The sequence below is a fragment of the Williamsia sp. DF01-3 genome (assembly GCF_023051145.1).
Taxonomy (GTDB): Bacteria; Actinomycetota; Actinomycetes; order Mycobacteriales; family Mycobacteriaceae; genus Williamsia.
The window spans coordinates 63,996-88,874 of sequence record NZ_JALKFS010000001.1 but is presented as its reverse complement, the minus strand read 5'-3'; the positions used below and the strand labels follow the sequence as shown (position 1 = coordinate 88,874).

19 protein-coding genes are annotated in these 24,879 nt (G+C 61.5%); 8 read left to right on the top strand and 11 right to left on the bottom strand.

Annotated features, from left to right (window positions below):
• The first annotated feature begins 6 nt into the window (after positions 1-6).
• Positions 7-1,314: an Ig-like domain-containing protein gene (locus MVA47_RS26880; protein ID WP_247206281.1), complete on the top strand. Its 1,308-nt coding sequence runs from the start codon at positions 7-9 to the stop codon at positions 1,312-1,314.
• 796 nt (positions 1,315-2,110) lie between these two features.
• Here MVA47_RS26880 and MVA47_RS00430 read toward each other — a convergent pair.
• Positions 2,111-3,562: a hypothetical protein gene (locus MVA47_RS00430; RefSeq protein WP_247206280.1), complete on the bottom strand. Its 1,452-nt coding sequence runs from the start codon at positions 3,560-3,562 to the stop codon at positions 2,111-2,113.
• A 421-nt stretch (positions 3,563-3,983) separates the two neighbouring features.
• On the opposite strand from MVA47_RS00430, the gene MVA47_RS00425 reads away from it, so the two are divergent.
• Entirely contained in the window at positions 3,984-4,199 is a 216-nt protein-coding gene (locus MVA47_RS00425) for a hypothetical protein (RefSeq protein WP_247206279.1), read from the top strand.
• Positions 4,200-4,316: 117 nt separating this feature from the next.
• Here MVA47_RS00425 and MVA47_RS00420 read toward each other — a convergent pair whose 3' ends face one another.
• On the bottom strand, positions 4,317-4,562 hold the full coding sequence (locus MVA47_RS00420) for a hypothetical protein (RefSeq protein WP_247206278.1): 246 nt from the start codon (positions 4,560-4,562) through the stop codon (positions 4,317-4,319).
• An 825-nt stretch (positions 4,563-5,387) separates the two neighbouring features.
• On the opposite strand from MVA47_RS00420, the gene MVA47_RS00415 reads away from it, so the two are divergent.
• Both MVA47_RS00415 and MVA47_RS00410 read left to right on the top strand, forming a co-directional pair.
• Positions 5,388-7,847 carry an HAD family hydrolase gene (locus tag MVA47_RS00415; RefSeq protein ID WP_247206277.1) on the top strand — a complete coding sequence of 820 codons (2,460 nt, stop codon included), beginning with the start codon at positions 5,388-5,390 and terminating at the stop codon, positions 7,845-7,847.
• Positions 7,822-8,889 carry a class I SAM-dependent methyltransferase gene (locus MVA47_RS00410; protein ID WP_247206276.1) on the top strand — a complete coding sequence of 356 codons (1,068 nt, stop codon included), beginning with the start codon at positions 7,822-7,824 and terminating at the stop codon, positions 8,887-8,889. Before MVA47_RS00415 ends, MVA47_RS00410 begins: the two co-directional genes overlap by 26 nt.
• Here the strand turns inward: MVA47_RS00410 and MVA47_RS00405 are convergent.
• The 6 genes from MVA47_RS00405 to MVA47_RS00380 form a co-directional block, all read right to left on the bottom strand.
• On the bottom strand, positions 8,870-10,774 hold the full coding sequence (locus MVA47_RS00405; RefSeq protein ID WP_281504539.1) for a glycosyltransferase: 1,905 nt from the start codon (positions 10,772-10,774) through the stop codon (positions 8,870-8,872). The genes MVA47_RS00410 and MVA47_RS00405 overlap by 20 nt on opposite strands.
• 273 nt (positions 10,775-11,047) lie before the next feature.
• Positions 11,048-11,806, bottom strand: coding sequence for a hypothetical protein (locus tag MVA47_RS00400; RefSeq protein WP_247206274.1), 759 nt, complete (start codon positions 11,804-11,806; stop codon positions 11,048-11,050).
• Positions 11,807-12,143: 337 nt separating this feature from the next.
• Positions 12,144-13,475, bottom strand: coding sequence for a radical SAM protein (locus tag MVA47_RS00395; RefSeq protein ID WP_247206273.1), 1,332 nt, complete (start codon positions 13,473-13,475; stop codon positions 12,144-12,146).
• A 73-nt stretch (positions 13,476-13,548) separates the two neighbouring features.
• Positions 13,549-14,469 carry a hypothetical protein gene (locus tag MVA47_RS00390; protein ID WP_247206272.1) on the bottom strand — a complete coding sequence of 307 codons (921 nt, stop codon included), beginning with the start codon at positions 14,467-14,469 and terminating at the stop codon, positions 13,549-13,551.
• The gene (locus tag MVA47_RS00385) at positions 14,466-15,326 is read right to left on the bottom strand and encodes a hypothetical protein (RefSeq protein ID WP_247206271.1); all 861 of its coding nucleotides are present in this window, start codon (positions 15,324-15,326) and stop codon (positions 14,466-14,468) included. The genes MVA47_RS00390 and MVA47_RS00385 overlap by 4 nt, the downstream gene beginning before the upstream one ends.
• Before the next feature lie 10 nt (positions 15,327-15,336).
• Complete coding sequence (locus tag MVA47_RS00380; protein ID WP_247206270.1) at positions 15,337-15,480, bottom strand: hypothetical protein; 144 nt, start codon at positions 15,478-15,480, stop codon at positions 15,337-15,339.
• 1,131 nt (positions 15,481-16,611) lie between these two features.
• Here MVA47_RS00380 and MVA47_RS00375 point away from each other — a divergent pair.
• Entirely contained in the window at positions 16,612-18,435 is a 1,824-nt protein-coding gene (locus MVA47_RS00375; RefSeq protein ID WP_247206269.1) for a cutinase family protein, read from the top strand.
• Positions 18,436-18,552: 117 nt separating this feature from the next.
• Here MVA47_RS00375 and MVA47_RS00370 read toward each other — a convergent pair whose 3' ends face one another.
• On the bottom strand, positions 18,553-19,518 hold the full coding sequence (locus MVA47_RS00370) for a glycine-rich protein (protein WP_247206268.1): 966 nt from the start codon (positions 19,516-19,518) through the stop codon (positions 18,553-18,555).
• Between the two features lie 789 nt (positions 19,519-20,307).
• Between MVA47_RS00370 and MVA47_RS26875 the strand changes: the two genes are divergently transcribed.
• From MVA47_RS26875 to MVA47_RS00355, 3 genes are all read left to right on the top strand, one after another.
• Positions 20,308-21,147 carry a helix-turn-helix domain-containing protein gene (locus MVA47_RS26875; protein WP_247206267.1) on the top strand — a complete coding sequence of 280 codons (840 nt, stop codon included), beginning with the start codon at positions 20,308-20,310 and terminating at the stop codon, positions 21,145-21,147.
• Between the two features lie 64 nt (positions 21,148-21,211).
• Positions 21,212-21,793: a dihydrofolate reductase family protein gene (locus MVA47_RS00360; protein WP_247206266.1), complete on the top strand. Its 582-nt coding sequence runs from the start codon at positions 21,212-21,214 to the stop codon at positions 21,791-21,793.
• Between the two features lie 447 nt (positions 21,794-22,240).
• Entirely contained in the window at positions 22,241-22,597 is a 357-nt protein-coding gene (locus MVA47_RS00355; protein WP_247206265.1) for a histone-like nucleoid-structuring protein Lsr2, read from the top strand.
• Between the two features lie 283 nt (positions 22,598-22,880).
• On the opposite strand, the gene MVA47_RS00350 is transcribed toward MVA47_RS00355, so the two are convergent.
• Both MVA47_RS00350 and MVA47_RS00345 read right to left on the bottom strand, forming a co-directional pair.
• Positions 22,881-23,702 carry a siderophore-interacting protein gene (locus MVA47_RS00350; protein ID WP_247206264.1) on the bottom strand — a complete coding sequence of 274 codons (822 nt, stop codon included), beginning with the start codon at positions 23,700-23,702 and terminating at the stop codon, positions 22,881-22,883.
• A 212-nt stretch (positions 23,703-23,914) separates the two neighbouring features.
• Positions 23,915-24,718 carry a hypothetical protein gene (locus MVA47_RS00345; RefSeq protein WP_247206263.1) on the bottom strand — a complete coding sequence of 268 codons (804 nt, stop codon included), beginning with the start codon at positions 24,716-24,718 and terminating at the stop codon, positions 23,915-23,917.
• Positions 24,719-24,879: the final 161 nt, after the last annotated feature.

The following is a 24,879-nucleotide window of genomic DNA, read 5'->3' as shown; positions in this document are numbered from 1 at the left end:
GTGTGGGTGAACGACTCCCGGTTAGATCTAGCAGCTGCCGGCGCCAGCGTCGGTGAGCGGGATCTGTTTATTTATGTGGACTACGAAGAAGGACACGAGTTCAATCAGAAAGTTTACACCCACATTAGGGATACCTTTTCGCGTGCGCCGCGGCAGTACGACACCAAGGTCCATTTCATCAAGGGAATTTCTATACCGTCCGACGCCGCGTACCGCATCGGTTGGGAAAAGAAGGGCGGCAAAGATGCACCACACCTTGGGCCTGATTTGTCCGCAGCAGCCGATGACTACGGGTTTACCGACAAAGGTTGGGCCGGCGATAAGCGTGTACCTCAACTGGCCAAGTACTTCGTAAATCTCGATCACCGCAGCGGACCAACGATCGGTTACGCCTCCATCAAAGGGGGCGGTGGGTGGGTTGCCTACAACGTCCCCGATCTCTGGCAAAAATACCTCAACTGGAGCTTCTCGGACGCCGCGGTGCACTTTAGTGAAGCGTCAAACCTCCTCCATGAGATCGGGCATACCCTCGGCCTCGATCACTACGGAGACCACTCATGCGCCAATTGGAGAGATCCGAAAGTCCGCGACGACGCAGACAATCCGAAGTGTCAAGCTGGCGCAAAAAACTACAAGAGCGTGATGAGCTACGCGTACAACGTGGTGGGAATCCCCGAGTACGACGGAGACAAACCTAACCGGACTCGAATGGACTACTCACGCGATGAAGACCCATGGCTGGACTGGAGCACCGGCCCGCCTGTCGGTTATCTAACTTTCGTACCCGGGCAATATGGGGAGGTACCCGACTGGTACGCAAAAAGAGCAGCAAGAGGCCAAGGATCCGACCTCGAAGGTAGTGAACCCGTTAGTGAGTCCAGCGACGCAATCTTGGCAACCACTCTGCCCTCGGCGTTCGACGCGTTCGCCGCAGAGTTTGGCGTAGCCGCCCGGCCCGACTTTCCGACAGTGACCCCGCCGTCGGAACCTATTCTCTACCGCAACGATCCCGTAACGGGCGTCCTGAACGCACGTGACAACGCCGGTTCGAGCCTTGAGCTGGTGGCGGTCGAGGGGCCCGATCACGGCACAATCGCTTTCGAGGGACTCACATTCACCTACACTCCGAAACCCGAGTACAGCGGCGCGGACAAAGTAACGGTCCGCGCCACAAACGGGACGTTCTCGTCTGAGCCAGCAGAGCTGACGTTTGAGGCAACTGGCTCACAGCCCACCACGACAACCACACCGATCCCGTCCACTACAACGAGCAGTCCTCCAGCGTGCAGCGGCTCAGTCTGCTTCGGCAGGTAGAGCCTGCGACTGCACACCTGAGCACATCAAATGAGCGATCTGGGCTCGACGGTAGCGACACCTTCTGGCTCGTGACACAGGATGTTGCCGTAGCCGCCAGGTGAATAGCGCTGCGGTCAGAGGGGTCGCAGGCCAGGAAACCCGATGTAGTCACCGATACGTGCGCAGAACCTCGTGGACGCTCCACCGTGGTGGGGATGCCCCACCGGCCAGTGTCGAATAACCCCGTGGACGTGCAGCCCGACCTGCTCAATAACGCTGCGATGTGTTGCGCGAAACAGTATCCAATGGTGCCCGAATGGTCTATGAAGTTTCTCATCAATTCATGCCCTGCGCTGGTACGACCGCAAGATCGGGCGGCGCATAGATCGCGAGTCTGCGCTTCGCCAAGATGGTGATTGTGCGATGGCCGACCCCTGGGGCGTAGCCCTGCGAAATTTGTGGAACTACCGGACTACTGGGGGCTGCATTCGCTGCTTCCGAAACAACCGTGCTTGCTCAGGCCGTCGTCACGATCGCCGCCGATGACAGACTGCGTCGAACCCCCCGTGTTGCCGGGTACCGAGTATCCATGAGGCTCCACTCCTTCGTTAAGGATTGCTCGACGTCTTGTGGTTGTTCACCTAGATCAACGCCCGGGGAGCGAACGCGAATCTGGGCCTCCGTGACGGAGCTACTTGGCTTACTAACTCTTGGAGCGAGAACCCTGCAAGAAGCATCTACAGATCTATGCGTGCGACACCTCAGGCTTCCAGCACCAGACAACGTCTGCAGGGGCGCGGGTCCCACGCCGCGTTCACACCGGTATGGCGTACAGCAACAGAAAACCGCGGCCTCTTGTTGGTGAGGTCGCGGGCCAGCTGCGGACGGCCTCCGGCGTGCTGGTGGTACTCCAGACGAGTCTGTAGCGGGCCGGCGGGGATGCAGGCGCGGCATTGAGTGCGGCATCTAGGTGTTGATAATTGAGTCGCCACACATTCCGAATCGAGGAGGGTCGATTGCGCCTGTCTCGCAGTTCCTGTGCAATGCGTGAGCGGTCGGAGAAATCGTCGATTACCATGCATCGGCAGTAGTATGCCAACGTTCCAATCTCCCCAGCGGTGGCTATTGCAGAACCCGGTGCTAGCCGTCGAATATCAGCTGAGATGCGTTGATACTCACCGCTGGTGGCGTGGTTACTGCTGATCGGGGCTATCTGGCGGTCCCACCCCGAAGCCACGTAGGACACCACCGACATTGTGACGGCAATTACCGTGATCCAGAACGCCATTCGGACGCTAACGGTAGCTATGAGGTAGACGGTGGCAGCAACAACGAATGGTGCGTAGTACCAGTGATACGGCGGGACGCCGAGCAAACAATAGACACCGCTGTAGATCAAGGCGCCGAAGAACCACACCCCGACGCGCGTCAGATTGCGGCGACGGATGAAGACAATGATTGCGATAAGCGGCAACATGAACGCACCTATTGTTGCCATCGGTTGATGCCAGAGATAAAACGCTGGGCCGCTGAGAAATGTCCAACCCCCGCTCCAAGAGCGTTCTGCGGTCTTGAGTACGAGTGTGTCGGGTAATAGGGATCCAAACTGCAACCAGCTCCACACGTACCACGGTGCGGCAACACCAGCGGCAGTCGTGGCAATAATAAGTACGCGTTTGACCGACCGCTCCCGCCACGTCTGCCCGCAAACAATGATCGCTGCAATGATCACCAGATCGAGCCGGATGATAGCGATGACACCGCAGAACAGCCCGGCAGCTACAGCGCTGTCTCTGATCCCAGCCAGCGCAGCGAGGGTCACTGCGCTAAGCATGACCTCCATGCCCACGGTCGAGACCGTCAGAGGGTTGGCAACAACAGCCACTGTTGCCAGCAACGCCGGCCCCGACGGCATCAGCCGCACCATACTCAGATACAGCCCCGCGCACGCGGCCACAAACAGCAGCCCGCACGCGGTGACCGCATTACCGGTAATCATGGTGAGCCCGGCAAGCAGCATCACATTGAGTGGCGATGTAGCACTGTTTGCGGAAAGTCCTGCAACCAAAGTCCATTCGCCGGTCTCAGCGAGATTACGGGCGTACGACAACGTGATGTAGCTGTCATCGATGAGATGGCGACGCGACAGCGCGAAGGTTGCTACGCCCACAGCGATGATTACCGCGATGGCCCGTATGGAGGAAAACCGATGTTGACCCCACCCCACCCCGCGGCCAGCACGTATCGAGCTGGAATCAGCCGTCATATCGCTCCTAGCCCTTGGTCCTGCGTGCCGTCACAATAGCGGGCCACGCGGGGCTTACAACTATGCCCGGCTGGTCTTGGGTGGAGCGCGTCATCGCTATCAGCGACGCAGTGAAACGGGCAGCATTCTGCCTTAAACCGGTGTGTAGTCGGGTCCGTAACGAACCGTGTGTGCGCTCGAGCGTGGCTCACCTCGCCCCGCGAGCTCGGCGTCTAGTCGGGCTCTACGCTCCGTGGAGACGGCACTCAGACACGATTGCCCCCCTATATGACCGCGGGGAGTGCCGTGTGCGCTCTGACCCGCAGTTCGGGTCTGTCGCGCCAGCTGGTTCAGTCATCGCGGGAGCAGGGGGATGGCTAGAATGAGGGCTCGGCAAATGAGGATAGCGATGGTCGTGGCCAGCAAACGGTGGAGAAGCTTGGTGTCAACTGCAGGTGAGATCGGCTGGAGCACAGCCGCCGGTAACAACGCTGAGGCGACTCTGGCCGCCGGTACGGTGCCAACGAGGGATGTTGCGCATGCTCAGTCCGAACCCGCATTGGTTGGTGGACAGTGGGGTGGCGTCGTCGCGGTTGCCGTCATCATCGCCACTATCGTGATAGTGCTGACTGTGACTGTGGGTGCGTTGCCACTGTAAGTAGTAGCATTGCCGATCACCGCGCGGGGGATCAGTCGAATGGAACCATGCAGCTGCCACGGTTGCGTCAACCGGCTGTATGTCTCACAGCAACCGATGTCGGTGTTGACGAGAGGGCTATTCGTCGCGGTCGATCTCGAAGTCGGCGGCATCAAGGAACAGCAGGCTTCCACTGTCCAGGGTCACTGCGTAACGACGCGGCTTGATACTGGTTCTCTGGTCGAGTTGCACGACTGCACCAGTGGGTATCGGCCCTAAGTCGTCGGCCACAAAACCGGCGCCGCCGCCACTCGACGCCTTGACATGCACCCGAGTTCCCGTTGGCACCCCGGGATCGACCTCTGGCGCACCGCTGTCTGTCATAAACTGCAGTATCTCAGATAACGCCGCGCGTGCGTGAGCGGACTTGCGCGCCCTCACTAACAGCTTGCACACGACTTGTGTAGACGTCGGCCCGAGTATCCCGTTGATTACGGGCGGTCTCTCGACGTTTCTAGCTGGCTCGGCACCTGGTCAGTGGCTCGTCGGCAATAACACCGCCAGCCTGGGTGATGACCAATGCCGTAGGGACACGGTTAACTGAAATAGCCGGTCGCGACTTCGAAGGTTCTGCGGCAGCGCGTGGTCGAGCTCCGGGAAGCGCAGCAGGATCGAAGTCGGCAGTACGCGCTAGGTCGTACGGCCGAGTGCAGTGCATCTGCTGGACGCCGGACAAATACGCATGTGGCGAAATTGGTTGCGTACTCGATGGGGCCGAGGTCGCTGCAGTTCGTTAGCAGAGCATGCGTTGGATTCCGGCCGCGCGGGATGTACGTGCTGGGGCAGTGGGTGTGCAATCCTGCTAGTCGAAGGGGCAAGGCCTAGACGGCCCCATTCAGGGTCGCCAAGGCGTGCGGACCCGTCGACACCTTCGAATGGGGCTGGTTCGCTCAATGGGGATTGGATGATGCGCTGATAAACGATGTGATGCAACAAAATGCTCCTGTGGTCGGGCGTGCTCGTGCGCGCCTAGACGACGTTCGTCAGATGTTGCGGGACGGGTCCTGCTCAATACTGTCGCTAGACATTTTTGACACCGTGCTGTGGCGGCGGGTGCCGCGCCCTACCGATGTGTTCGCTTTGCTGGGGGAGCGATTGCGCCGCGAGGGGGCCCTTGCTCAGTGGGTGGATCCCTCTACGTTTCGGAGCTTGCGAATCCTGGCCGAGTCGAACTCCCGCGAGCGGCGCGGTGCCTTGGGCCCCGAGGTATCGATCTACGACATTTGGCGGGAGATGCCGACCGAAGTGCTGCTGCGCGATGACCTTCGTTTTTATGTGGAATCAGAGGTGGACGAGGAACATCGGGTCTTGGTTCCAGACCTCGACATTGCTGAGTTGGTGAGCCTGGCGCATGCGCATTCGATCCCGATCATTTTGGTGTCTGACACCTACTTCTTGCAGGAGCACCTGGACCGTTTCCTTGATCGCACCCCGCTGGAGCCGCTGAAGTCCGCGCAGGTCTTCCGCTCACACGAACACGGTGTCGACAAGGCCCACGGACTATGGAAAGTAGTCTTTAAAGCCCTGGGGGTCCAGCCGAGTCAGATTGTCCACATCGGAGACAATGAGCGTCCCGACGTGACGGTGCCCGCAAAGTTGGGGGTACGCACGGTTCATCTGGTTCGGGTAGGGCAGCGCTACGAGCGGATTCTCCAGCGTGAAGGCGAACCCCTTGATCCTTTCGGGTCTCGAGCACCCCATTTGGACTTGACCGACGGCGACTTTGGATTGACCAGTCTGCGAGCCAAGCTCATCGAGAACGCTGCGCTCGAGTCGGTCGCACCGGCTGTCGCGTGCTCGTGGAGTTACGGTGCTGCGGTGCTCGGCCCGGTGCTGACCGGATTTGCCGAATGGGCCGCTTATCGCGCTCACCTGCACAACACATCGACGCTGTGGTGTCCGATGCGTGAGGGCGAGATGTTGTCGGCCCTGATCAACAACGCGGCCCAGAGCCGGGGCTGGAACGTCACAGCCAAGCCGGTCTGGTTGTCTCGCCACCTGACCTCGGTGGCTGCGCTCGCAGTGGTCGACCGCGACACCCTGCACGCGTTCATGCGACGGCGGCACGGCATGACAGTCGGCGGGCTGCTCTCTGTGCTGCAGCTGCGACCGGGTGATGTTCCGGCGCTCGCGACTCGTCTTGGCGTGGTGCTGGACAACGGGGTGATCGCTGACGACGTCGCCCGTGCACTGACCGAGACCCCGCACTTGCGCAACCGGATTGCCACGACGGCCACCGCCACGCGCGAACGACTGCTCTCACATCTGCGGTCGGTGGGGGCGCTGGACGGCTCTGACTTGACGCTGGTGGACTTAGGGTGGGGCGCAACGATTCAGAGTCAACTGGCCACGGCGTTGAGTCTGGCCGGGGTGCCCGTCAGACCGTCGGGTCTGTATCTCGCGACGGACCGGCGGAGCACGAAAGTGCTGCTCACTGGACTGCGTGTAGAAGGATATTTGGGCGCTGCCGGTGAACCAGCCGGTGTCGTCGGAGCGATCACCCGCAGCCCGGAGATCCTCGAGCAGGGCGTGAGCAGTCTGTGCGGCTCACTGCTGGACTTCACGCCCGACGGGGAACCGATTCTGGGGCCGCCCGCGGGATCGACCGAGCAAAACCATGCCCGCCGCGCCTTGCATGAAGGCGTGCACTCGTTTCAGAGCGAGTGGTACCGGTACGCCGACGCAACCGGACTCTGGCCGACTTTCGATGGCGGCGAGATACCGCGGTTGGGCAACATCCTGGCATCGTCGATCACCTCGCCGACAACGGACGAGGCGGCAGTATTCGGCGCCTGGGAACACGAGGACAACTTCGGCTCCGACTTGGTCTCGCACGTCGTTCCGACCGAGTTGGTTCCCGCGGTCCCGTATATGTCGCCTGGCGATCTGGGCGATCTCGCAATGCGTGACTCATTTTGGCCATCAGGGGTTGCAGCTACCGATCCGAATATCGCCGCGGCGGCTGCCGCGATCAACTCCGGTGCGGTACCGGCGTCGGTGTTCGAGCCGGACGAGCCGAGCTACACGGTGTTGCGCTTTAAGACCGGTGACGGCCGCTGGCACGACGGACCGAAGGTTCCCGTGAGGATCAATCGCAACGGCCTGTCGTTCGCGCGCCTGAACTTCGAGGCCTTTGACGCCACTGATGTATCACTGGCAATTCCAGGACGACCGGCACTGGTGCGGGTGGACTGGATCGAAGCCACTGTCACAGCCGGCGGCCACCGACACCCCACGCCGCTGCGCTGGGACCAACCCGATGACTTCTCCGGTCTGGTGTACGCAGAATCGACATGGCTCGGCGGCAACCTCGTCGAGTTTCACGCACCTCACTCGGCGCTGTGGCTCTCCCTACTCGACAAGGCCAGTGCGCCAGTTAGTTCCGCCCAACTCACGATCGCCTTCGCTGTCCTACCGCAATCGGTATCGGGCTTGTCCCACCGCGCACCGCCAGCACCTCGTTTCAAACGACTGACCGCCCGCGCTAAAGCCGAGTACCGCTCCGGTGGTCCGAAAGCATTAGCCGCCGGCGCCGTGCGGATGGCGATACGGACGGGCACTGCCGCCGCGACATCCGATCACGATGGACGTGACCGCGATGACGATTGAGCTGGGAGACCGCAACGATCCACACGCGCAGGCCCGCGCAGCTCGGCAAGCGCCGCTGCTGCTGCATTCGCTGACCGTGTTCGCCGAAGTGATCGCCCGCGTCTTCGAGGTGACTACACCTCACACGGTTGTCGAAGTCGGTGTCGAATCTGGCGGTGCCAGTTCCACCTACCTCGACCACGGAGCGTCAACGGTCTACTGCATTGAACCTAAGCCGACCGAACAGATGCGGCAAGCACTGGCAGACAATCCCAAACTCCATCTGGTGGAAGGTTTTTCTCCGGCCGTCCTGGCCGAGATACCGGCCTGCGATATCTACGTCATCGACGGTGACCACAACTACGCGACTGTCCGCAGCGAACTCGACTGGATCCTGTCGAAAGCCCCCGACGCCGTGGTCATCTTGCATGACCTGCTGTGGCCCTGGGGACGACGCGACCTCTATTACAGCGCGGCCGCGCTGGACCCGGCTGACGTGCATGCGAACACCGATGATGGACCGACGGTCTGGCATGACGACGTCACCCCGGCCGGGTTCGTCGGGCTTGGGCAGTTCACTGCCGCCGTGGAGGCCGGCGGGGAACGCAACGGGGTGCTGACTGCCGTCGAGGACGCTCTTGCCGTCGATGGTGCAGGCGTACACGAACTCGTCTTAATCCCAGCGGTATTCGGGCTCGGCATCATTTTCCCGACCGCCGACGAGCAGCAGGCCAGCAGAATCCGTGCAGCCCTGGAGCCTTACCATCAGTCTCGCTTGTTGGCGGCGATGGAAAATAACCGGATCGCGTTATACACCCGGATACTTGCCATGCAATTCGACATGGCGGCCGGCGCCGATGATCGGGACAACCTCGTCAGCCAACTTCAGCAGCAACGCGCCGACCTCGACGCGCGCCAGGACGAAATCCTGCGGTTGCAGCACGAGCTGACTGCCGCACGAGCAAACCTCCCTATCGCTGACACCAGCAGCGCTCGCCGCGCCCGGAACAGGGCGGTCCGCGCGGTACGTGGCATCGAGTTGCCTAGCTGGGCGAAGCGTTGATCGAGTCCCCACCCTCGGGTGCTGCGTCGAACAGTCGCTGCCAGTTGTCGCGACTGGTCAACCGAGGCAACTCGGTTCGGTAGGCCTGCTGCGCCCCGACCGCCTTGGCGCGAAAGCGCGCCAGTACCCTCAGCATCCGCAGTGTCAGTGTTCGAGCCAACCGCGCATCACGAGTGCGCACCCGAACACCATGTCCCGATGCCTCTGGAACCACCGCCTCCTCGAACAACGACACATGCCACCAGTGCGCGTCCGCACCGGGGATCGCAACGCGACCAGAGTGGACACGGCCGGTCATCTGCCGCACCGCACGCTCAGCGAGAACAGCATCCACGCGCCGCTTATCGGGACAGAACCCCGCAGGCCGCACCGGCACGGAGTGCGCAGCGACCTCGGACGCTGAATGAGTGACTGTCTCGGGGAAATCGGCGCGCTCGCGGCGTATCGCCTCCAGTGCTCGTCGACCGCCATCGGCCAGCACGTCGGGGCCGGCGAGGAAATCCTCGATACCGCGAAGCGCCGTATGGGCCAGGCCATACTGCATGGAGACCAGATACCGGCTGATCTCACGCAGCAGAGTCACACTGAGTTTTGTCGGCGCCAGGTCGCTGTGCAGTGCTGCGGTGATGAGCGAGTTTCGGACACTGAAATACAATGACCAATCGTCGTGATCCTTGGCAGTGAAATCCATGTGCCAGACAGCTGCTCCCGGAAGAGTAACAGTCTGAGCGTCGCCGGCAAGGCGGGTGCGAATACCGAACTCGATGTCATCCCATTGGAAAAACATCGGCAAGGGAAGTTGATTGCGCTTAATGATCTGCGTCGGGATCAGGCAGGTCCACCATCCGGTGTAGCCAGCGTCGGCAACGCTGTCCTGACGCTCGGTCAGCATGTCGGCATCGTGCAGTGCGTTGGCCGACCAGCGACCGGCCCTGAGTCGCTGAAGATCCGCCTCTTCAGCCCCGACATGCAACCGAGTCGGACGCAGGAGATACAGCATCTGCGCCCCGACGATCATGGGTGAGCACGCCACGTTGGCAAAAGCGTTTAACCGCAGAACTGTCTCGGGTTCGGGGTGAATGTCGTCGTCCATCAGAATGAGGTGAACATCGTCATGACGGGCGAGGGTCTCGCACATGCCGCGGGTGAAACCGCCGGCACCACCAAGATTGGGTTGCTGTATATAGACCAGCCGGTCCCCGAATTCGGTTGCGACCCGGTCAAATCCGTCCTGATCTCGGACGAGGTCGGTGCCCTGGTCGACGACGTACACCGCCCCCAACGATTCTCGCACCTGCAGATCGGCGCCGAGCACCTCAAGAGTGGCGAGGCAACGTGCGGGACGGTCAAAGGTACAAATAGCCACTACTGGGGCGCGCGCCGGCTGCACCACCGGTGCCGACCACTGCACATCTGCAACGGTCAAATCATCGTCCACAGCGGTAAACGCCGCCCACACCGACCCGCCGTCACTGAAGGATGCCAGATCAACATCCACCTCGATCGTCTGCGAACCCGGCACGACAGTGGTGTGGGAAATCCGGCGGACCCGTCCACCGTTGTCAGAGCCCCAGACAACAACCTGAGCTCGGCCACGTGCATGGTAATGGGCGCTGAGAACGACAGTCCTGACCGTCGTCCACTTGAGGTAGTAGGCCGCCGGAAAGCGGCCGAAATACGTGTCCGTATCGACGGCCGACCCGGGCGTGAGCTGCACTGAGCGTCGATCGCGCCCACGGCAAGTCCCAACTATCCTGCTGTAGAGATCGGGGGCAGTCCCAGGAGTGGGGCCTATGAACACGCCGCGCTGCAACACCACACGATTGGAGACGTGCTCTGGAACGGGCGCCTGACGCCGCGCTATGTGGGCAGTTAATTCCTCCATGATGTCGATCCTGCTCCCTCTTGGCGTTCAACCGCAGCAATGACGCGCACGTTTCCGCGGTAGCGTCGCGGCCCGTGTACACCCCAGTTCCGCGGCGACGCTCCCCGGGCGGTGGGATGCCCAGACGGTGTTAGTCAGACAGGAACGGACGCAATTCACCCCCAATTAGTGTCTGGACATACTCACGCCAACGCCGGGTGTTCCGCGTCCGGCGACGTGTGACAGTGCCGCCAGTGGTAGCGCCTGAAGGCGCTACGCCGGATGGTGTGAGAGTTATTGCGTGTGGCGCCGTGCCACGATGTGGGCGGCGGCCGCGGCCAGAAGGAAGAATGCCATCACAACGGCCGGGCCGGTGAGCGACGCTGCGCCGTGGACCGCGATCTCCTCCAACATGTCTGGGAGCCAGCGGATGAAGGCGGTCAACTGAAGCAAGAACAGCGCTGCATAGACGGTGAGGAGTACTCGAACGAACCTCTGTGAAGACCGATCGCGTCTGTACCGTTTAACCAATGTCAAGGGGCGGTCCCAGCATTCGGTCACCGCTCTTCCGCTGAATCGGTCTCGTAGCACCCAGTACAGGTCCGATTTTTCGGTGAGGTTGAACGATCCGAAGGTGGCCGCTGTGATAGCAACGACGACGGCAGTCAAAATGTTGTTGACGAGGTGAATCGCTGTCGCGCTGAGGATGGTCAGTACGTATCCGTCGATGGCTACGCCGCCGAGGTCTGCCCGTATGCGTACGGCGGTGGGGCGGGTGTCGAGGGGTGAGAGGTCGACGTAGGCGACAGGACCGGTGAAGTACAACCCGAACCCAACTGTAGGACGAATCCCTACTGTCGTTGCTGCCGCGTAGTGCCCGACTTCATGCAGGAGCAGCTTGACGGCGCACGCCGCCGCGATCAGGGCGAGAAGTACGAGTGGCGACGTTGTTATTGCTGCATATAGTTGCGCTGCTGGTACGGCAAAGACCATCCAATAGATCAGCCAACTGAGGGTCAGGACGGTTCCAATGCACACTCCGACCGTGCTCACCAGTGGGGTCAGGGGGTAGCAATGATGTGGAAAATGCGCTCGACTGTGCGGCTGGGTTTACGTACAACCAAGTCAGTAACCGATGGGAGGTAAGCACTGTGAGCCGTACCTGTGGTGTCGTAGCCGCCGAATACGACTAGACCTTTCTGCTTGAGAAGCAGAAGTGACTGCATTGTGTCATCGTCAGCCGCAGCTAAGTTGCGTGAGCCGTGACGCGCAAGATCCTCAAGCAAGCACCTGGTCGTGTCGTCGACTGAGAATGTTCCTGCGCTCGGCGAGTGCGCGACGCAGTTGCCGGATGCGCCGACTGATGCGCCTTCGGCCAGAGCGATGGTTATCACGGTTCGGTAATCAGCGCGAGACGTCGAACTTCATTGTCGAAGTCCGCCGGGAACGTACCGCAAGCACCGTAGCGGCCCAATTGCGCGTCAGATAGTTTGGCTCCACATCCTCCACCGTGGGCCAGTGAGACTGAGCAATCGACACAGTTCGTCAGTTTGTCGATCCGACGATCGCGCCATACGTCCCAGAGCGGCAACGGTGCAATGCCTGCTTCGTCTATGGTGGCTACCGCGCGTTGGGGCTGGCCGACATGTTCGTCGCAGCTGTACACCAACGCTTCCGGGGAGACAAAAAGGTTATTCGCGCCGGCACCGCAGAACCGGATTTGCGGATCGTGCATGATCTCGGACAGGTAGGCCGACAGGGGTGTTGGAGGTGGCGACACCTTAGTTAGGGCGGGGTGGTTACTGCTCTGGTGGGCCAAGTGCGCGTCAATGTCAGCTCGCGTCATAAAGAAACCCGAATCGACGTCGTCTTCTGCCGCCTCGTCCGGCCACACATTCACCCAGGTGAACTCCACGTTCGGGGCGTCAAGGAGTTCGCGGGTGTCGAGGACGTCGATGAGTTCGATCAGGCCGTCGATGTTCCGCCGGTCGATGTTGGCTCGAATGTCGACATCGACACCGCGTGCTACTGCCAGCTCGATATTGGCCAAAATACGGTCGAACGTGGGTTGGCGTTTCTTGCCGATACGACGCTCGTCGTGGAAGCGGGCAGATCCGTCGAGTGTCACTTGCAAGTCGTAGATCCGGGTGGGCCCGAGGAGGTCGACGAAGTGATCTAAAAAGACGCCGTTGGAGGTGGCCCGGGTGAGCAGGCCCCGGCGTTCTGCTTCCAGGACGGCATACTCAACGACCCTGCGAGTACTGGGCAACAGGGGTTCGCCGCCGAACAACTCGATGTGGGACAAGACCTGCCCGTTGTCGACCAAACGGTCAATAGCGGCGAAACTCTCTTTCGCCTGATCGATCGTCATGAAGCGTTGAGCAATCTCTCGCATTCCGCTGTCGGACTGAAAACAGTACGAACAGGCCAGGTTACACGTGTTTGTGGTGACCAAGCTGAGGGTCGCGACCGCACCGTCCCTCTTGTCGTCGGCGATGGTGCCGACGAGTTCTCGAAACCACTGTCTCTCGGACTCACGGGTCTGGTCGGTGAGGTAGCCGACGCGGGTGGCGTACCGAACCCACTGCGGGTCGGCATTGTGCAGATCGGCCTGCAAAACTTGTGCCTGCACCGTAGGGACCACGTCGGCAACCCTACGAGGCAAGTTGAGTATCACGCTGGTGTCGTTGTGCACGTCGACGATTCGCGTGTAGGTGCTCAACCTGAGCCGGTGTGTGTCGGCGGCACTAGGCGAGCTCAGGGGTAGAGGCGTGTGCATGTGAATCTGCTTTCTCTTAGTTTCGCAGGCCGGCGAGGAGCGTGTGGCGCAACGTGCCGTCGACGTCATCAAAGGGCGACACGAGGCCGTCGGGATTGACGTCAAGCCACCACAGGCGGTCATCGTCGTCGAGCTTGACGTCGACGGTGAACACACGGAGGGCGAGCCGCCTGGAAATCTGTTCCATCACCGTCCTCAGGCGAGAGGAGGCGAAAGGTGCGATCTCCCCAGACAGTGCCAGTCGGGTGTCGACCGAATCCGCGTCCACGTCTCTGGTGTGCACGACGGCACCGATCTGACCGAAGCTGTACACAGCTCGGATTTCTCGGCTCGAAATGATCGCGCGCTGGGTCATCATCGGGCCCGGTTGCCGGGTTCGACGGTCGGCGGGTGAGACCAGCAAAGTAGTTGCCCTACGGTCGGTTCCGCAGCTCTGATCACTATCGATCGGTTTGGCCACCGTTGCTGGCCACACGGGCACATCATTGAGATCCTGAGCAATGGCGCAGTCAGGTAGAACACCCAAGTCCGCCAGGACGTGATGGGTGACGATCTTGTTGTCGACGTGAAAAGGACTGCGCGACCATCCCTCTGGCCGAGCCGTGTACGCGAGAAACAACAACCCCAGCACCGTTGATTCCCACTGACGCTGCACATACTGCGCTACAGGGTCGGTTCGACGTGCGGAACGTTCCACATCAACCAGTGGACGAGGCGGCGAGGAACGCCAACGCCGAACCACCACTCGTGACGCGGATGCAACGTGCCGCTCACTGAGCACACACCGCGAGGTATGCAGCGCCCACTGTCCGCCCGAGCGGATGAGTCGATACTCATCTGCCGGCAGCCCCAAGGGGAACAGCCGAACATCAGACGTGCCACCAGCCGCGACCGCAAAATCGGGGTCGTCATGGTCAGCTAGAACGATTGCGCTCATAGCAGACCACGCTGCTCAAGGCCCGTTGCGACGATGCCCACCATGTGTCGCACGGGGCCAAAATGGTCGCTAATGAACGAGGGTAAGTCTGCCTCGAGCGCACCTGAGAAGTGGCGGGCACGCACATCAAGAACGGCAAGAACACGTTGCGTCCGCTGGTCTAGAACGTGGGGGTTGATGACGAGCGCATCGCTGATGGGGGCGGTGTGCCCGGTCCTCGGCGCATCACTCAACAACAGGGCGATATCTTGCAGAAGCCAGTCCACAGCCGTACCGGCACTGAGTACATCGCCTACGGTCGACAAACCTGAAATGCTTTGCAAGATGTGGTTTACCACTGCTAACGGCAGCGAGCTGGCAGCATCCTCGATCTCGGTAGTGCTCCAGGATGGTCTGCTAGCGCACGCGAGTACTTCGATGCCTCGGGTCCACTGTGTCGTGACGCCAGTAGGCAGTCCAAGGTCGGTCAGGATTGCCACAGACGCGTCAAGAAAGCCGAAGTCGACGCATTCGTGTCCCCGGTTGCGGCGTTGAGCGAGTGATCGAGCCACCCGAAGAATCGCAGCTGCGCCGTCTATTTCCGGTATCAGCGGCACGCCGTACTGCTGGGCAATGAGACGAGCACCAACCTCCACCTGAGTCAGGAGCTGGACCGATGTCTCGATTTCGGCTGGCAGTGTCTTGTGGTCGATGCCGTAGGCGCCGAGCACACTGAGGCGTTGCTGCCAGTCATCATGGCCGAAAAGACGCTCCCATTCACGATACTGACTGTCAGCCTGCGTGGTTCCGGGAGCGTGTGAAATGAAAAGTTTCATCACGTCGATAGCGAAGCGTGGGCGGCCCAAAAGGTCGCCCACGCCGTGACCGCTAGTTGCCGTAGAAGGAGTTCTTGCACATCTTCGACAGCTTGCCCATCTCGACGCGGTCGTCGAGCGGCTCAACAACGCTCTTGAGGAACAAGGGCTTGTCAGCGTCCTCGGACCGGACTGCGGGCTGGTTGATTTCGCGCATGATTGTCTTCCTCTCCGGGTGGGTTCAGCGCTAATGCGCCACTGGCAGAGTATGTCTCGACAATGAAGGAAAGCGTTTTAACCAGGCCATCGACACACAATTCATGCGTTCGTACCAACGCCCGGCGCAACCCCGCCGGGCACGTCACCGAAGTCAATCCCACTTCCAGATGACAACGTGGACGATCTCAACGTGTCAATGCAGGACTGCTTGTTGCAACGCACCTCGTCGAGAAGGAAGTGGTCGGTAGTCAATACAGACCCCGCGTGGCAGTGGCAAAGTGCCCGCTTTGCTGGGCGTGCGGCTGCAATCTTCGGAGTGGAACCAGAACCGGAACATTCACCACGAACCGGACGATCACTGCATAGAAGGCCGGGCGCGGTCCCCTTGCGGCACTGACGGGTTCGGACACCCCTGTAGCTGCTTCTGTCTCCACCCCTTGACGCGCCCGCAACTCTCGCGGCAACACGATGGCGACGACTTGCAGGCGACACCGATGAGTGCGCCGATAGCCAGGGCGACCTCGAGCATGCCCGCTCGGAGTCGTGCGGGCATCGTCAGGTTCCTGCGCCGGTGTTCAACGTGAATCGCACCGTGCCGTTGGGGTGTCGTCTACTTGCGTATCCGTCGGTGTTCGCTGTAGCGGCTGCTTGTGGTGTGGGGGGCGGAGGGTCTTCGGGGACAACGAGTGAGCTCGATGACTGAAATTGCCTCGGGTGAAGCTGACTGGGTATCGCAATCAGATCGGTGAAAACGGACCACCAAGAGTGGAGTTGGGTCTCTGAATGCCCCGTCGCTGTGTGTATGCTTTCGCGGCGTTCGTCTCACGTTTCTCGCGCGCTTCGCACAGTGCCCCCGTCTAGGGGCCGAACCCCGCCAGACGGGAGACACTGTGGTGCACTTGGGAAAATGCCAATCGTCACGTTACCTGATCTACGTGGGGGAGAGTGCCAAGTCAGCTGTTCATATGACTAGGCCCCTTCGTTTGTGCTTGTGATGCGCAAGCGGTGTCCGGATTGTTCGGCCGACGACGGGCGAGGGTGGCGTTACAGCATCTGGCAGACCGTGGTCCGGCGGGCTAGTATTTCTGCGTCCTACCCGAAGGTAGGCGGTAATCTTGGGGGTTCGAGGATGATCCGTAAATGGCGGGCAACGGTGTTGTCGGTTGCCGCGGCGGTGCTGGCATCGGTGGTGGTGCCGCTGTGGGCTGCGCCCGTGGCGGCGGCAGCGAACTCCAACTGTGTGCCGGTGGTCATCATTCCGCTACGGGGTTCGGGTGAGACGTCGGTGGGAATGACGAGCTATCCCGGGCAGACCGGGGGTGGTTGGGAAGGCCCGACGCTCCATAAACTGCTCCGCGAAGCGGCGGGGGGCGACTACCTGCGCGGTGCCCCAATTCTGGATGTCCCCGCGCCTGGAGGTTCGCTGGGGACCGAAGGCTATCCGGCAGTGCCGGTGGTGATTTGGGATGACGGTACGGTGGAAAACTCCGAAGCGGTCATCGCCTCGGCGAACGAGGGTGCGGCCGCGGCCCTGCGGGTGTACCGGGAGTTCAGTCAAGCACCGGGCTGCGCCGACCCGAAAGTTGTATTCGTCGGCTATTCACAAGGAGCGATGGCGGCCCGCACTGCCGCTAACACCCTCAACATCACTCACCCCGGCGAGTCCCGCGTCGCCGGAGTCTTCGCTGTTGGCGATCCGCTGCAGAAACCAAATGCCGACGGCGTCTACGGATCCGGTTCGGACGGGCAAGGAATATTTCGGGTCCTACTCGGAGACTACAACGACACGTTCTACACGCTGCCCGGTGTTGATCGGGTCTCAATCTGCCACGACGAGGACGTCATCTGCGCGGTGGGTCCACCCTTCAAGCACGACACACACCTGACGTACTTCAACGATGGGATGAAGTTCGTGACGAGTGCCGGCGCTTCGCCGTCGCCAACGAGTGAAGTCGAGTTCATGTCGAAGGCGTTGCACGCCACCATCACAAAGGCCCGATTGGCGTACGGAATGGGGCCGAAGATCGAGCCCGTTAAGGACGTCTACGCCGCCGGCGATTCGGTCACCGCGACCTACAGTCTGGAGCGTCCGGCTGCAGCAGGGGATCGGCTGATGATGTACAACCTTTACCAAGCGCTGGAACAATGCCAGGTCGGAATGGCCATGTCTAACCGGAGCGGGACAGCCCCCCCAGACGCACTCGACATCATCCAAATCACCGCCAACAGCCAACGGCTCACGAGCATTGCGAGTCTGCTCGGCTACAGCGACCCGATCGCACTCACCCCAGGATCGACCGCGGTGTCTGTACAGATCGCTCTCGACAATGATGCCCTCAAGAATGCGGCAGTTACGAAGTTCCAGCCGGGCCCGTTGTATCCCGACGAGGACCGTTTCGACCTCAACGGCAACGGCAAATACGACGGCACTGAAGCTTACGCCGCATACGAGCACGCACTATCCGGTCGCTGCGGAGGTCTAGACGCCACCGGACCGGGGACAAACTGGTTCGCCGACATCATGAACAGCAACAACGACCCAGTGCGGACCTGGCGGGATTCACCGCCGCTGCGGCTGCGACTCCTCGCCACCGGACTACCAGCTGACACCGCTGGCTATGCCCGTGGCCAGGCGCTGCGACTGAACATAACTGGCCTCACCAACGGTGCGACATACGGCGTGTACTTCGAATCTGACCCAGTCCTCCTCACGACAGTGACCGCAGGCAGCAACGGCACCGCTACCGCGAACGTCGCGGTCCCCCCCGATGCCCAAACCGGCGAGCACCACATCGTGCTTCGGAAAACCGACAACGGTGAGGTCGCACGAGTGGCTCTGACCGTCGCCACCAACGGAACGCCCGGCCCTGTCATCGACATTCCGGTCTCGGCGGGTAGTCCGTCTCCGGAAAGTCCTTCCGGTAGCTCCTCGCCGCTATTCGGAAGCAGTTAACGACCCGCCGAGTGCCGGGAGACTTTTGAGTCCGACCTGTGCAGTTGGTCCCACGCACCGGCGCGAGGCCTTCAACCACATCAAGCAAAAGAGAAGGTCAGCTCGGTTAGTCGCGATCTAGTTCGGTAAACAGACCGAGCCGAAGCAGTTGGATGCGGGTGGGGGTGGGGTTGACCCAACTTGATAGGTGATGGTCACTATCGCTGGTGTGTCGGCCGCAGCTAGTTCGAAGGTGCCGCCGGTGGGGACCAGCGAGGATCCACCACCGCCACCAGCGGACTGGAGGTTGCCGTTTGCGCTCGCGCCGCCTCCGCCCCCGTACAACCCGCCACCACCCCCACCGCCGAGGAAGTTACCTGCGTCACCACCTTGGCCAAGGGCACCCGGCGAACCGGAAAAGACGTCCTGACCCTGGCGGCCACCAGCTCCACCAGCCGTCGCGGTGCCCGCTCTACCAGAATTTCCGGTGACTATCGGCGGTCCGGCTGCCTGAAATTGCAAACCATCTTCCCCCGCTGCGCCGCCTGGGCTCGACCCTTCACCACCACCGCCGGCCGCGACGAGGAGTCGACTCTCGAGTGAACCAGGAAGGCCCGATGACACGGTGCGGACATCGGAAGCACCACCGCCGCCGCCGCGATCGCAACAACCACTGCTGCTGCCTGGGCCAGAGGCTCCTCCGCCGTTAAAGCCTCCGAGCGCTCGATCCGCATTCGACCCTCCTCGGGCCTCTTGGCCACGGCCTGCAACCAAGACGTACACGGTGCTTTCTGGGTTAACAGCGACGTTGCCAACCACATGGGCTGGAAAACCCCGCCCGCCGTAGAGCTTGCTGTAGGCGTTGCCTCCCTGCCCACCGACGGCTTCGATGCGTAGTTGAGTAACGTTTGCAGGTACCTCAAACGTCTGTTCAGCGCCAGTGAAAACGTAAGAGCAAGTGACCGGCCCGTCAGCTACAGGTTGGGCGCAGTTGGCTGGTAGCGCGGTGGCTACCGGCGCACCGAGAATTCCCAGAGATATCGCGAGACCGCTAACGCTTGCGATCGCGATCGGTCGAATAATTCCGCGTACTCGTGTGGGCATTGCCTTGTCTCCAGACGGCTCGAAGCAGTCTGCATGCGACTGCACGCATCAACTCGTGCAATAGATCGTAAGCCGCAGTTTTGTTGCTGCCAATGATGGTTAGCGCCACACAACACTTGAGCTTTCGCCGGATCGACACAGGGCCCCAGCTGACCTCCGACGCCCACGCGCTGCTCTGTGCAGGTCCGCCGTACGTTGCATTTAACGGCTGCAGGCCCGGATGCTGGCCGAGCTGTCCTCCGCGCCAAGAGAATTTATACACTGGCGTGGGCCTTCGGTCAGAATGCACTGAGGTCCAGATGGGCGGATTGCTTCACCACCGTTGCCAAAACCAGCCTCTCGCGGATGGTAGACCGCACTCCCAACCTCATTGCTCTGACACCCTGCAAACAGGGTTTTTCCCGTCGCCTCCGGCGGAAATGTTGCAGCCCAGCTGATTACGCCACGTGCTTGCGACAGGCTCCAATTGTCGGCCGAAACGTCGATGAAGCCCCTTGAGCCTCAGCGATAGAAGCGCTGGCCGAACTGCGAGTATCAGATGATCGTGATGTGCATACAGTTAATAATGAATACTGTTGCGCTGCTGCGAAATATTGATCACTTGGTGGGGAATGGGTCGAACGGGCAAGGCGCTTCCAACGCCAGGTGCCGTACTAGTTCGATCCTCTATTGTGGTCGGAATAGGTGGTCCGTCAATGTTGTCTAACTGGCTCTGGTACAGGGTGGTCGTCGGTGTCATTGATCCGCCCGCTGCGTGATGCTGGATAGGCCGTCGGCGATGATGTCGGCGTGGAGTATGTGTCCCGGGTGCCTGGTCCGCCGCTGGATGGACTGATCGACGACCTCTATTACCTGGACGGTGCACCACCGTACTCCCGGCTGATATTGCCAGCCGCGCCCGCTCCACTGCTCATCGTCAACCTTGGGGCCCCGTTTCTCATCCGCACAGGCATCGACGTAGGGGCCGTGGAGTACGCCGACGGCTGCGCGGTCGTCACCCCCACCCGCGCCTGGGAGTTCAGCTACCCAACCCCGACACGGTCGGTGGGCGTCCACTTCAGGCCGTGGGGGCTGGCGCCGTTTCTGCCGATGCCCGCGGAGCAATTGTGCGACCGGCCGGCCTCGGTGGAGCAAATCTGGGGCCAGTCCGCGATCGCCGAACTGCACGACCAGCTGGCGACGGCGAGAAGACCGCAGGAGATGCTGACCCTGCTTGAGGAGGAACTGGTGCGACGGCTGCGGGTAATCGACGGTCTTGACCTGGTCCGCCAACTGAGTAGCGCCGTCGCGGCGACACACGGGACAGTGCCGATCAGCGACATCAGTGTGGCGACCCGCGCCAGCAGCACGTATTTGGCGAAGCGGTTCAAGGCCATAGTCGGTGTAACGCCGAAACGGCTGGCTCGCAGCTACCGTTTCAGCTCGGCCGTGCTGGCGATCGACGTCGCTGCACCGATCGACTGGGGAGGCGTTGCCGCTGACGCGGGCTACTTCGACCAGGCTCACTTTGTGCGCGAGTTCCGGGAGTTCACGGGGCTCACGCCGACCCGGTACGCAGAAGTCCGGCGGCGATTTCTGCGCGAGCACCCCGACCATGCCCTGGACGGCTGGCCGCTGCCAGCCGATTGATTTCTTACAAGAGTGACACGTCACGGCCGCACCATCCTTAAGACTCCGAACAGAGGAGGAATTCATGGGAAAAGTGGTCATGAACGCATCGGTGTCGATCGATGGTTTCATCGCAGATGAGAACGACGATCCCGGTCCGATCTTCGAGTGGCTGGTCAGCGGTGATGTGCCATTGGATGACGGCGGCGTGCTGAAAGTGTCGCAGGCGTCCTACGACCACATCCGGCCGTACTGGGACGAGGTCGGGGTGACAATCGCCGGCCGCCGTGTCTTCGACCTCACCGATGGCTGGGAGGGCAAGGCGCCGAGCGGGATTGATCACGTCGTCGTCGTGACACACCGGCCGGCGCCCGAAGGTTGGGACCCCGAGGCTCCGTTCCGTTTCGTCAACAGCATCGAAGCAGCGATCACCGAGGCGCAGGAGCTCGCGGGTGACCGCATCATCGAGTTCTCCGCCGGTGACGTCGGCGGCCAGGCCCTTGCCGCGGGCCTGATCGACGAGGTGCGCATGGATGTCGCACCCGTCGTGTTCGGGTCCGGCAAGCGCTACTTCGGATCGGTCCACACACAGCACTTGCTGGACGATCCCGACGTGGTGATTGAGGGCAGCCGGGTGCTTCACCTGCGCTACCGGGTGCGCCGCTGACCGAGCGACCCCGTGCGGTGCTGGCATCCACGTCATCGAGGACGATACCGGCGCGTCGCCGACCGCCAGCGCGGTTTCCGTCGCTATAAAACGAGCGACTGCGACTCGTGGCGTCAATCCCGCACGTTGGCGCTCTATCCTTGTCGTTGTCGTCGAGCCGTCGACCACGCTATCGTCATTGATTCACGAGGCCGACGTGGCTGATCACCCGGGTCACGACATTGGCGGCAACGATCGACACCGCGATTCACAACGGGCCCGATGCCGATTCACCAGCTCTTTGCGCCGGTATGTAGTTAGCCAATTGGATCGTGCAATCAACGAAAGCGCGGTGACATGCCGTCGGGGCGGATGAGTTGGGGGTCGCTTAAACGGTAGTGAAGGCACACACTGGGGCTCGACGGCGTATACCAACATTCGTCGCCCTGGCACGATGGGACCGGTTCGATGGCTGAGAAAATCGGTATTCATTATTTCGACGACCTCGATGGCGCGGTGCTCGATGTCGAGGACCTGCAGACCGTGGAATGGAGCTGGGCCGGGGTCAACTACCACTTCGACACCAGCACAATCAATCTCGAGAAAATCGAGGCTGGCCACATATCGGTGGCGACCCTGCTGACCAAGTCTGTGCGGACAGACAAACACGCCGGTGCCCAAGCTCCACCAGACACGGTCGCCTCGCCCGATCTCAGACACAGTCGGGAGGTGCGGAAGTGGGCGATTGCCAACCACCACAATGGCGTGGGCAAGCGCGGGCGTCTGTCCAAGACGATTGTCGATGCATACAAGCGTGCCCACTGAGCCAACATCAGCGTGAGCACAAACTGTCCCGCGCGGTGTGGCTCTCGATCAGCAAAGCCCGCTCACTCGTAACGAGACAAGACATAGGGCAGCATCACTGACGTCCGTTGCTGCCGCGTTTGGCCGGACTATTTCGTTGTCGGATGATTTCTGTGAACGACACTATGTCCGTGAGTGCTGTGCGTGCTGCACCTGAACCCAGTCTTTGATGCCAGGTGCGTACTTTTGCAGCGTGCCGAGAAGCGCCATAGGTGTATTGGTGCGCCGGCCGGGCAGAGCTTGGTCAGGTCGTCGCGGGTCGCCCGTGTCGCCAGTAGCCGACGAAGTCCACGTTGCGCTTGGGCACGCCCCACTGGTGGACGAGGTGGCGGCGGGCGCCGGTGGCGAGACCGGACTCGCCGATGAGGTGTGCGTGGACCACTCCGCCGAGCGGGACGGTCGACTGCAGCGCGTTGAGCGCGAGCTGGCCCGGCCGGTTGTCGCCCCCGGGCGACTCGTCGCGATGAACCCAGCGAACCTCCATCTCGGGCGGCACCCGGAACTCCTGTCGGTCACCGGCGGTGGGCACCTCGATGATCGCGATCCCCCGGGCGTCCTCGGGGAGTGAGGCACTGATGCCGGACACGGCGGGCAGCGCTGTCTCATCACCGACGAGCAGCGTCCAATCGTGCGGGTGGTCAGGTGTGAAGCCGATGCCTTGGTCCAGGAGTCCCAAGCGATCACCGGGGCTGGCATTGAGCGCGAACTGAGCCGCCGGCCCCAGGCCCCCTGCCTCGTCCCCGTGGATCACGAAGTCGATGTCCACCTCCCCCGTGCCGGGACGAACGTCACGAAGCGTGTAGGCCCGAACCCAAGGGCGTCGCGACTTAGGTGTGGCGAGGTACTGCAGGTACCAACCGATCTCACTGGTCCGCGTCGGCAGTTGCAGCGCATCCTGCCCCTCACGCGCGAAAAAGAGCCGGCACCAGTGGTCGTGCCCTCTCTGCGCCAGTTCATCCAACCCGCCGAGCGTGAGCCGCACGAAGCTCGGGGTAATACGTTCGGCGTGGCGTACGTGCGCCATGGTGAACTGCCGATCAGTGGGCGTGTTCTTTTTTCTCCCCATAGACCAAGGTTAGCTAGCCTGCAGAACCCAGGTCGTCGCCTGTGACCGAAGAAGCAAAGGGGGTCGGCGCATTGTCGGATGTGCGACGACACGGCGAGACCCACCCGATCTGGCCTACTGGTTGGTGACAGAGTGCGTGCCTCGCGGGGAAGCTGGGGTGGACCGCGGTCATGGCCTGGTAGCTATGGCCCGCTTCCCCTCGAGTGCCCGTACTAGTTGTACGGGCCTTCGTGCCATGATCCGTCCCTGCAGGTGTAGGTGATTCCGCTATTTTCGTGGTAGCGGGTTGTCCCGTCGATGCAACTGTCGGGGTCCGGTGCGACGGTCGTGACTGGAGGAATCACCACCGGTTCTGGCGCTGGGTCCGGGTATTCTGGCGGCGGCGTAGCGGTGGTCGGTTGGGCTGTCTCGGGCGGTGGCGCAACCGTAGTCTCCTGGGCCGGGGCTGTGGGAATCCCCGCTATATCCCACTCGAACGCCTGTCGTGTGTCGGGATCGCGGTATCCAAGCAGTTGGGCTTTGATCGGTACACGGAAGATTCCGGTGCGGAGTATCTGGGCGTTCGGCAGGGGGTTGTTCGTTGCCGTCTGGCCTTCAGAATTGACCTCGCACTGATACTGGTCCTCGATATTCGGCGTCGTCCGGACGGTCTGATCGGTGACGCTATAGAAGTCTGTGGTCGCCAAATACGCGCCTTCGAGTGGGATATCCGATGTCTCGAAGACGAACGTTGCGATCACAAGGCGGTCGCCGGTGTCACTGGGCGGCGTCGCTGTGTCTTCGGTGTCGCACACGCCTGGATCGACGACGCTTGTGAGTGTGATTTTGTATGCGCCGTCTATGCGTTCAGCGGGCTTTCCGATCTGGCCGACGGTTGCGCCACGTCCGGCGGTCGTTGAGGTTGGTGAGTTGGACGTTGGCGAACTGGACGTCGTCCCGTCGTCCGAGGAACACGAAGCGATGAGCGATGTCGCGATGAGCGCTAAAACGAAGCCGGTGAGCCGCATGATTGCCATCCTCGCATCCGGTCGGCCAAGGCTTGGGTCGAAACTCCGAACGCCGCCGCACTCACTCGCCCACGCCGTTGTGCGGGAATAGGTGGTGTGGCGGTGCGGTATATGCCGCAGCTGCGGTTCTGCTTGTCACTGGAATCGAAATACATTGTCCTGCAACTCCT

Bases quoted from the DNA above. Each gene is read 5' to 3' on its own strand.
- MVA47_RS00430 (WP_247206280.1), bottom strand. From the start codon at position 3,562: ATGACGGCTGATTCCAGCTCGATACGTGCTGGCCGCGGGGTGGGGTGG.
- MVA47_RS00420 (WP_247206278.1), bottom strand. From the start codon at position 4,562: ATGACAGACAGCGGTGCGCCAGAGGTCGATCCCGGGGTGCCAACGGGA.
- MVA47_RS00410 (WP_247206276.1), top strand. From the start codon at position 7,822: ATGGACGTGACCGCGATGACGATTGAGCTGGGAGACCGCAACGATCCA.
- MVA47_RS00405 (WP_281504539.1), bottom strand. From the start codon at position 10,774: ATGGAGGAATTAACTGCCCACATAGCGCGGCGTCAGGCGCCCGTTCCA.
- MVA47_RS00390 (WP_247206272.1), bottom strand. From the start codon at position 14,469: ATGAGCGCAATCGTTCTAGCTGACCATGACGACCCCGATTTTGCGGTC.
- MVA47_RS00380 (WP_247206270.1), bottom strand. From the start codon at position 15,480: ATGCGCGAAATCAACCAGCCCGCAGTCCGGTCCGAGGACGCTGACAAG.
- MVA47_RS00375 (WP_247206269.1), top strand. From the start codon at position 16,612: ATGATCCGTAAATGGCGGGCAACGGTGTTGTCGGTTGCCGCGGCGGTG.
- MVA47_RS00370 (WP_247206268.1), bottom strand. From the start codon at position 19,518: ATGCCCACACGAGTACGCGGAATTATTCGACCGATCGCGATCGCAAGC.
- MVA47_RS00360 (WP_247206266.1), top strand. From the start codon at position 21,212: ATGGGAAAAGTGGTCATGAACGCATCGGTGTCGATCGATGGTTTCATC.
- MVA47_RS00355 (WP_247206265.1), top strand. From the start codon at position 22,241: ATGGCTGAGAAAATCGGTATTCATTATTTCGACGACCTCGATGGCGCG.
- MVA47_RS00350 (WP_247206264.1), bottom strand. From the start codon at position 23,702: ATGGGGAGAAAAAAGAACACGCCCACTGATCGGCAGTTCACCATGGCG.
- MVA47_RS00345 (WP_247206263.1), bottom strand. From the start codon at position 24,718: ATGGCAATCATGCGGCTCACCGGCTTCGTTTTAGCGCTCATCGCGACA.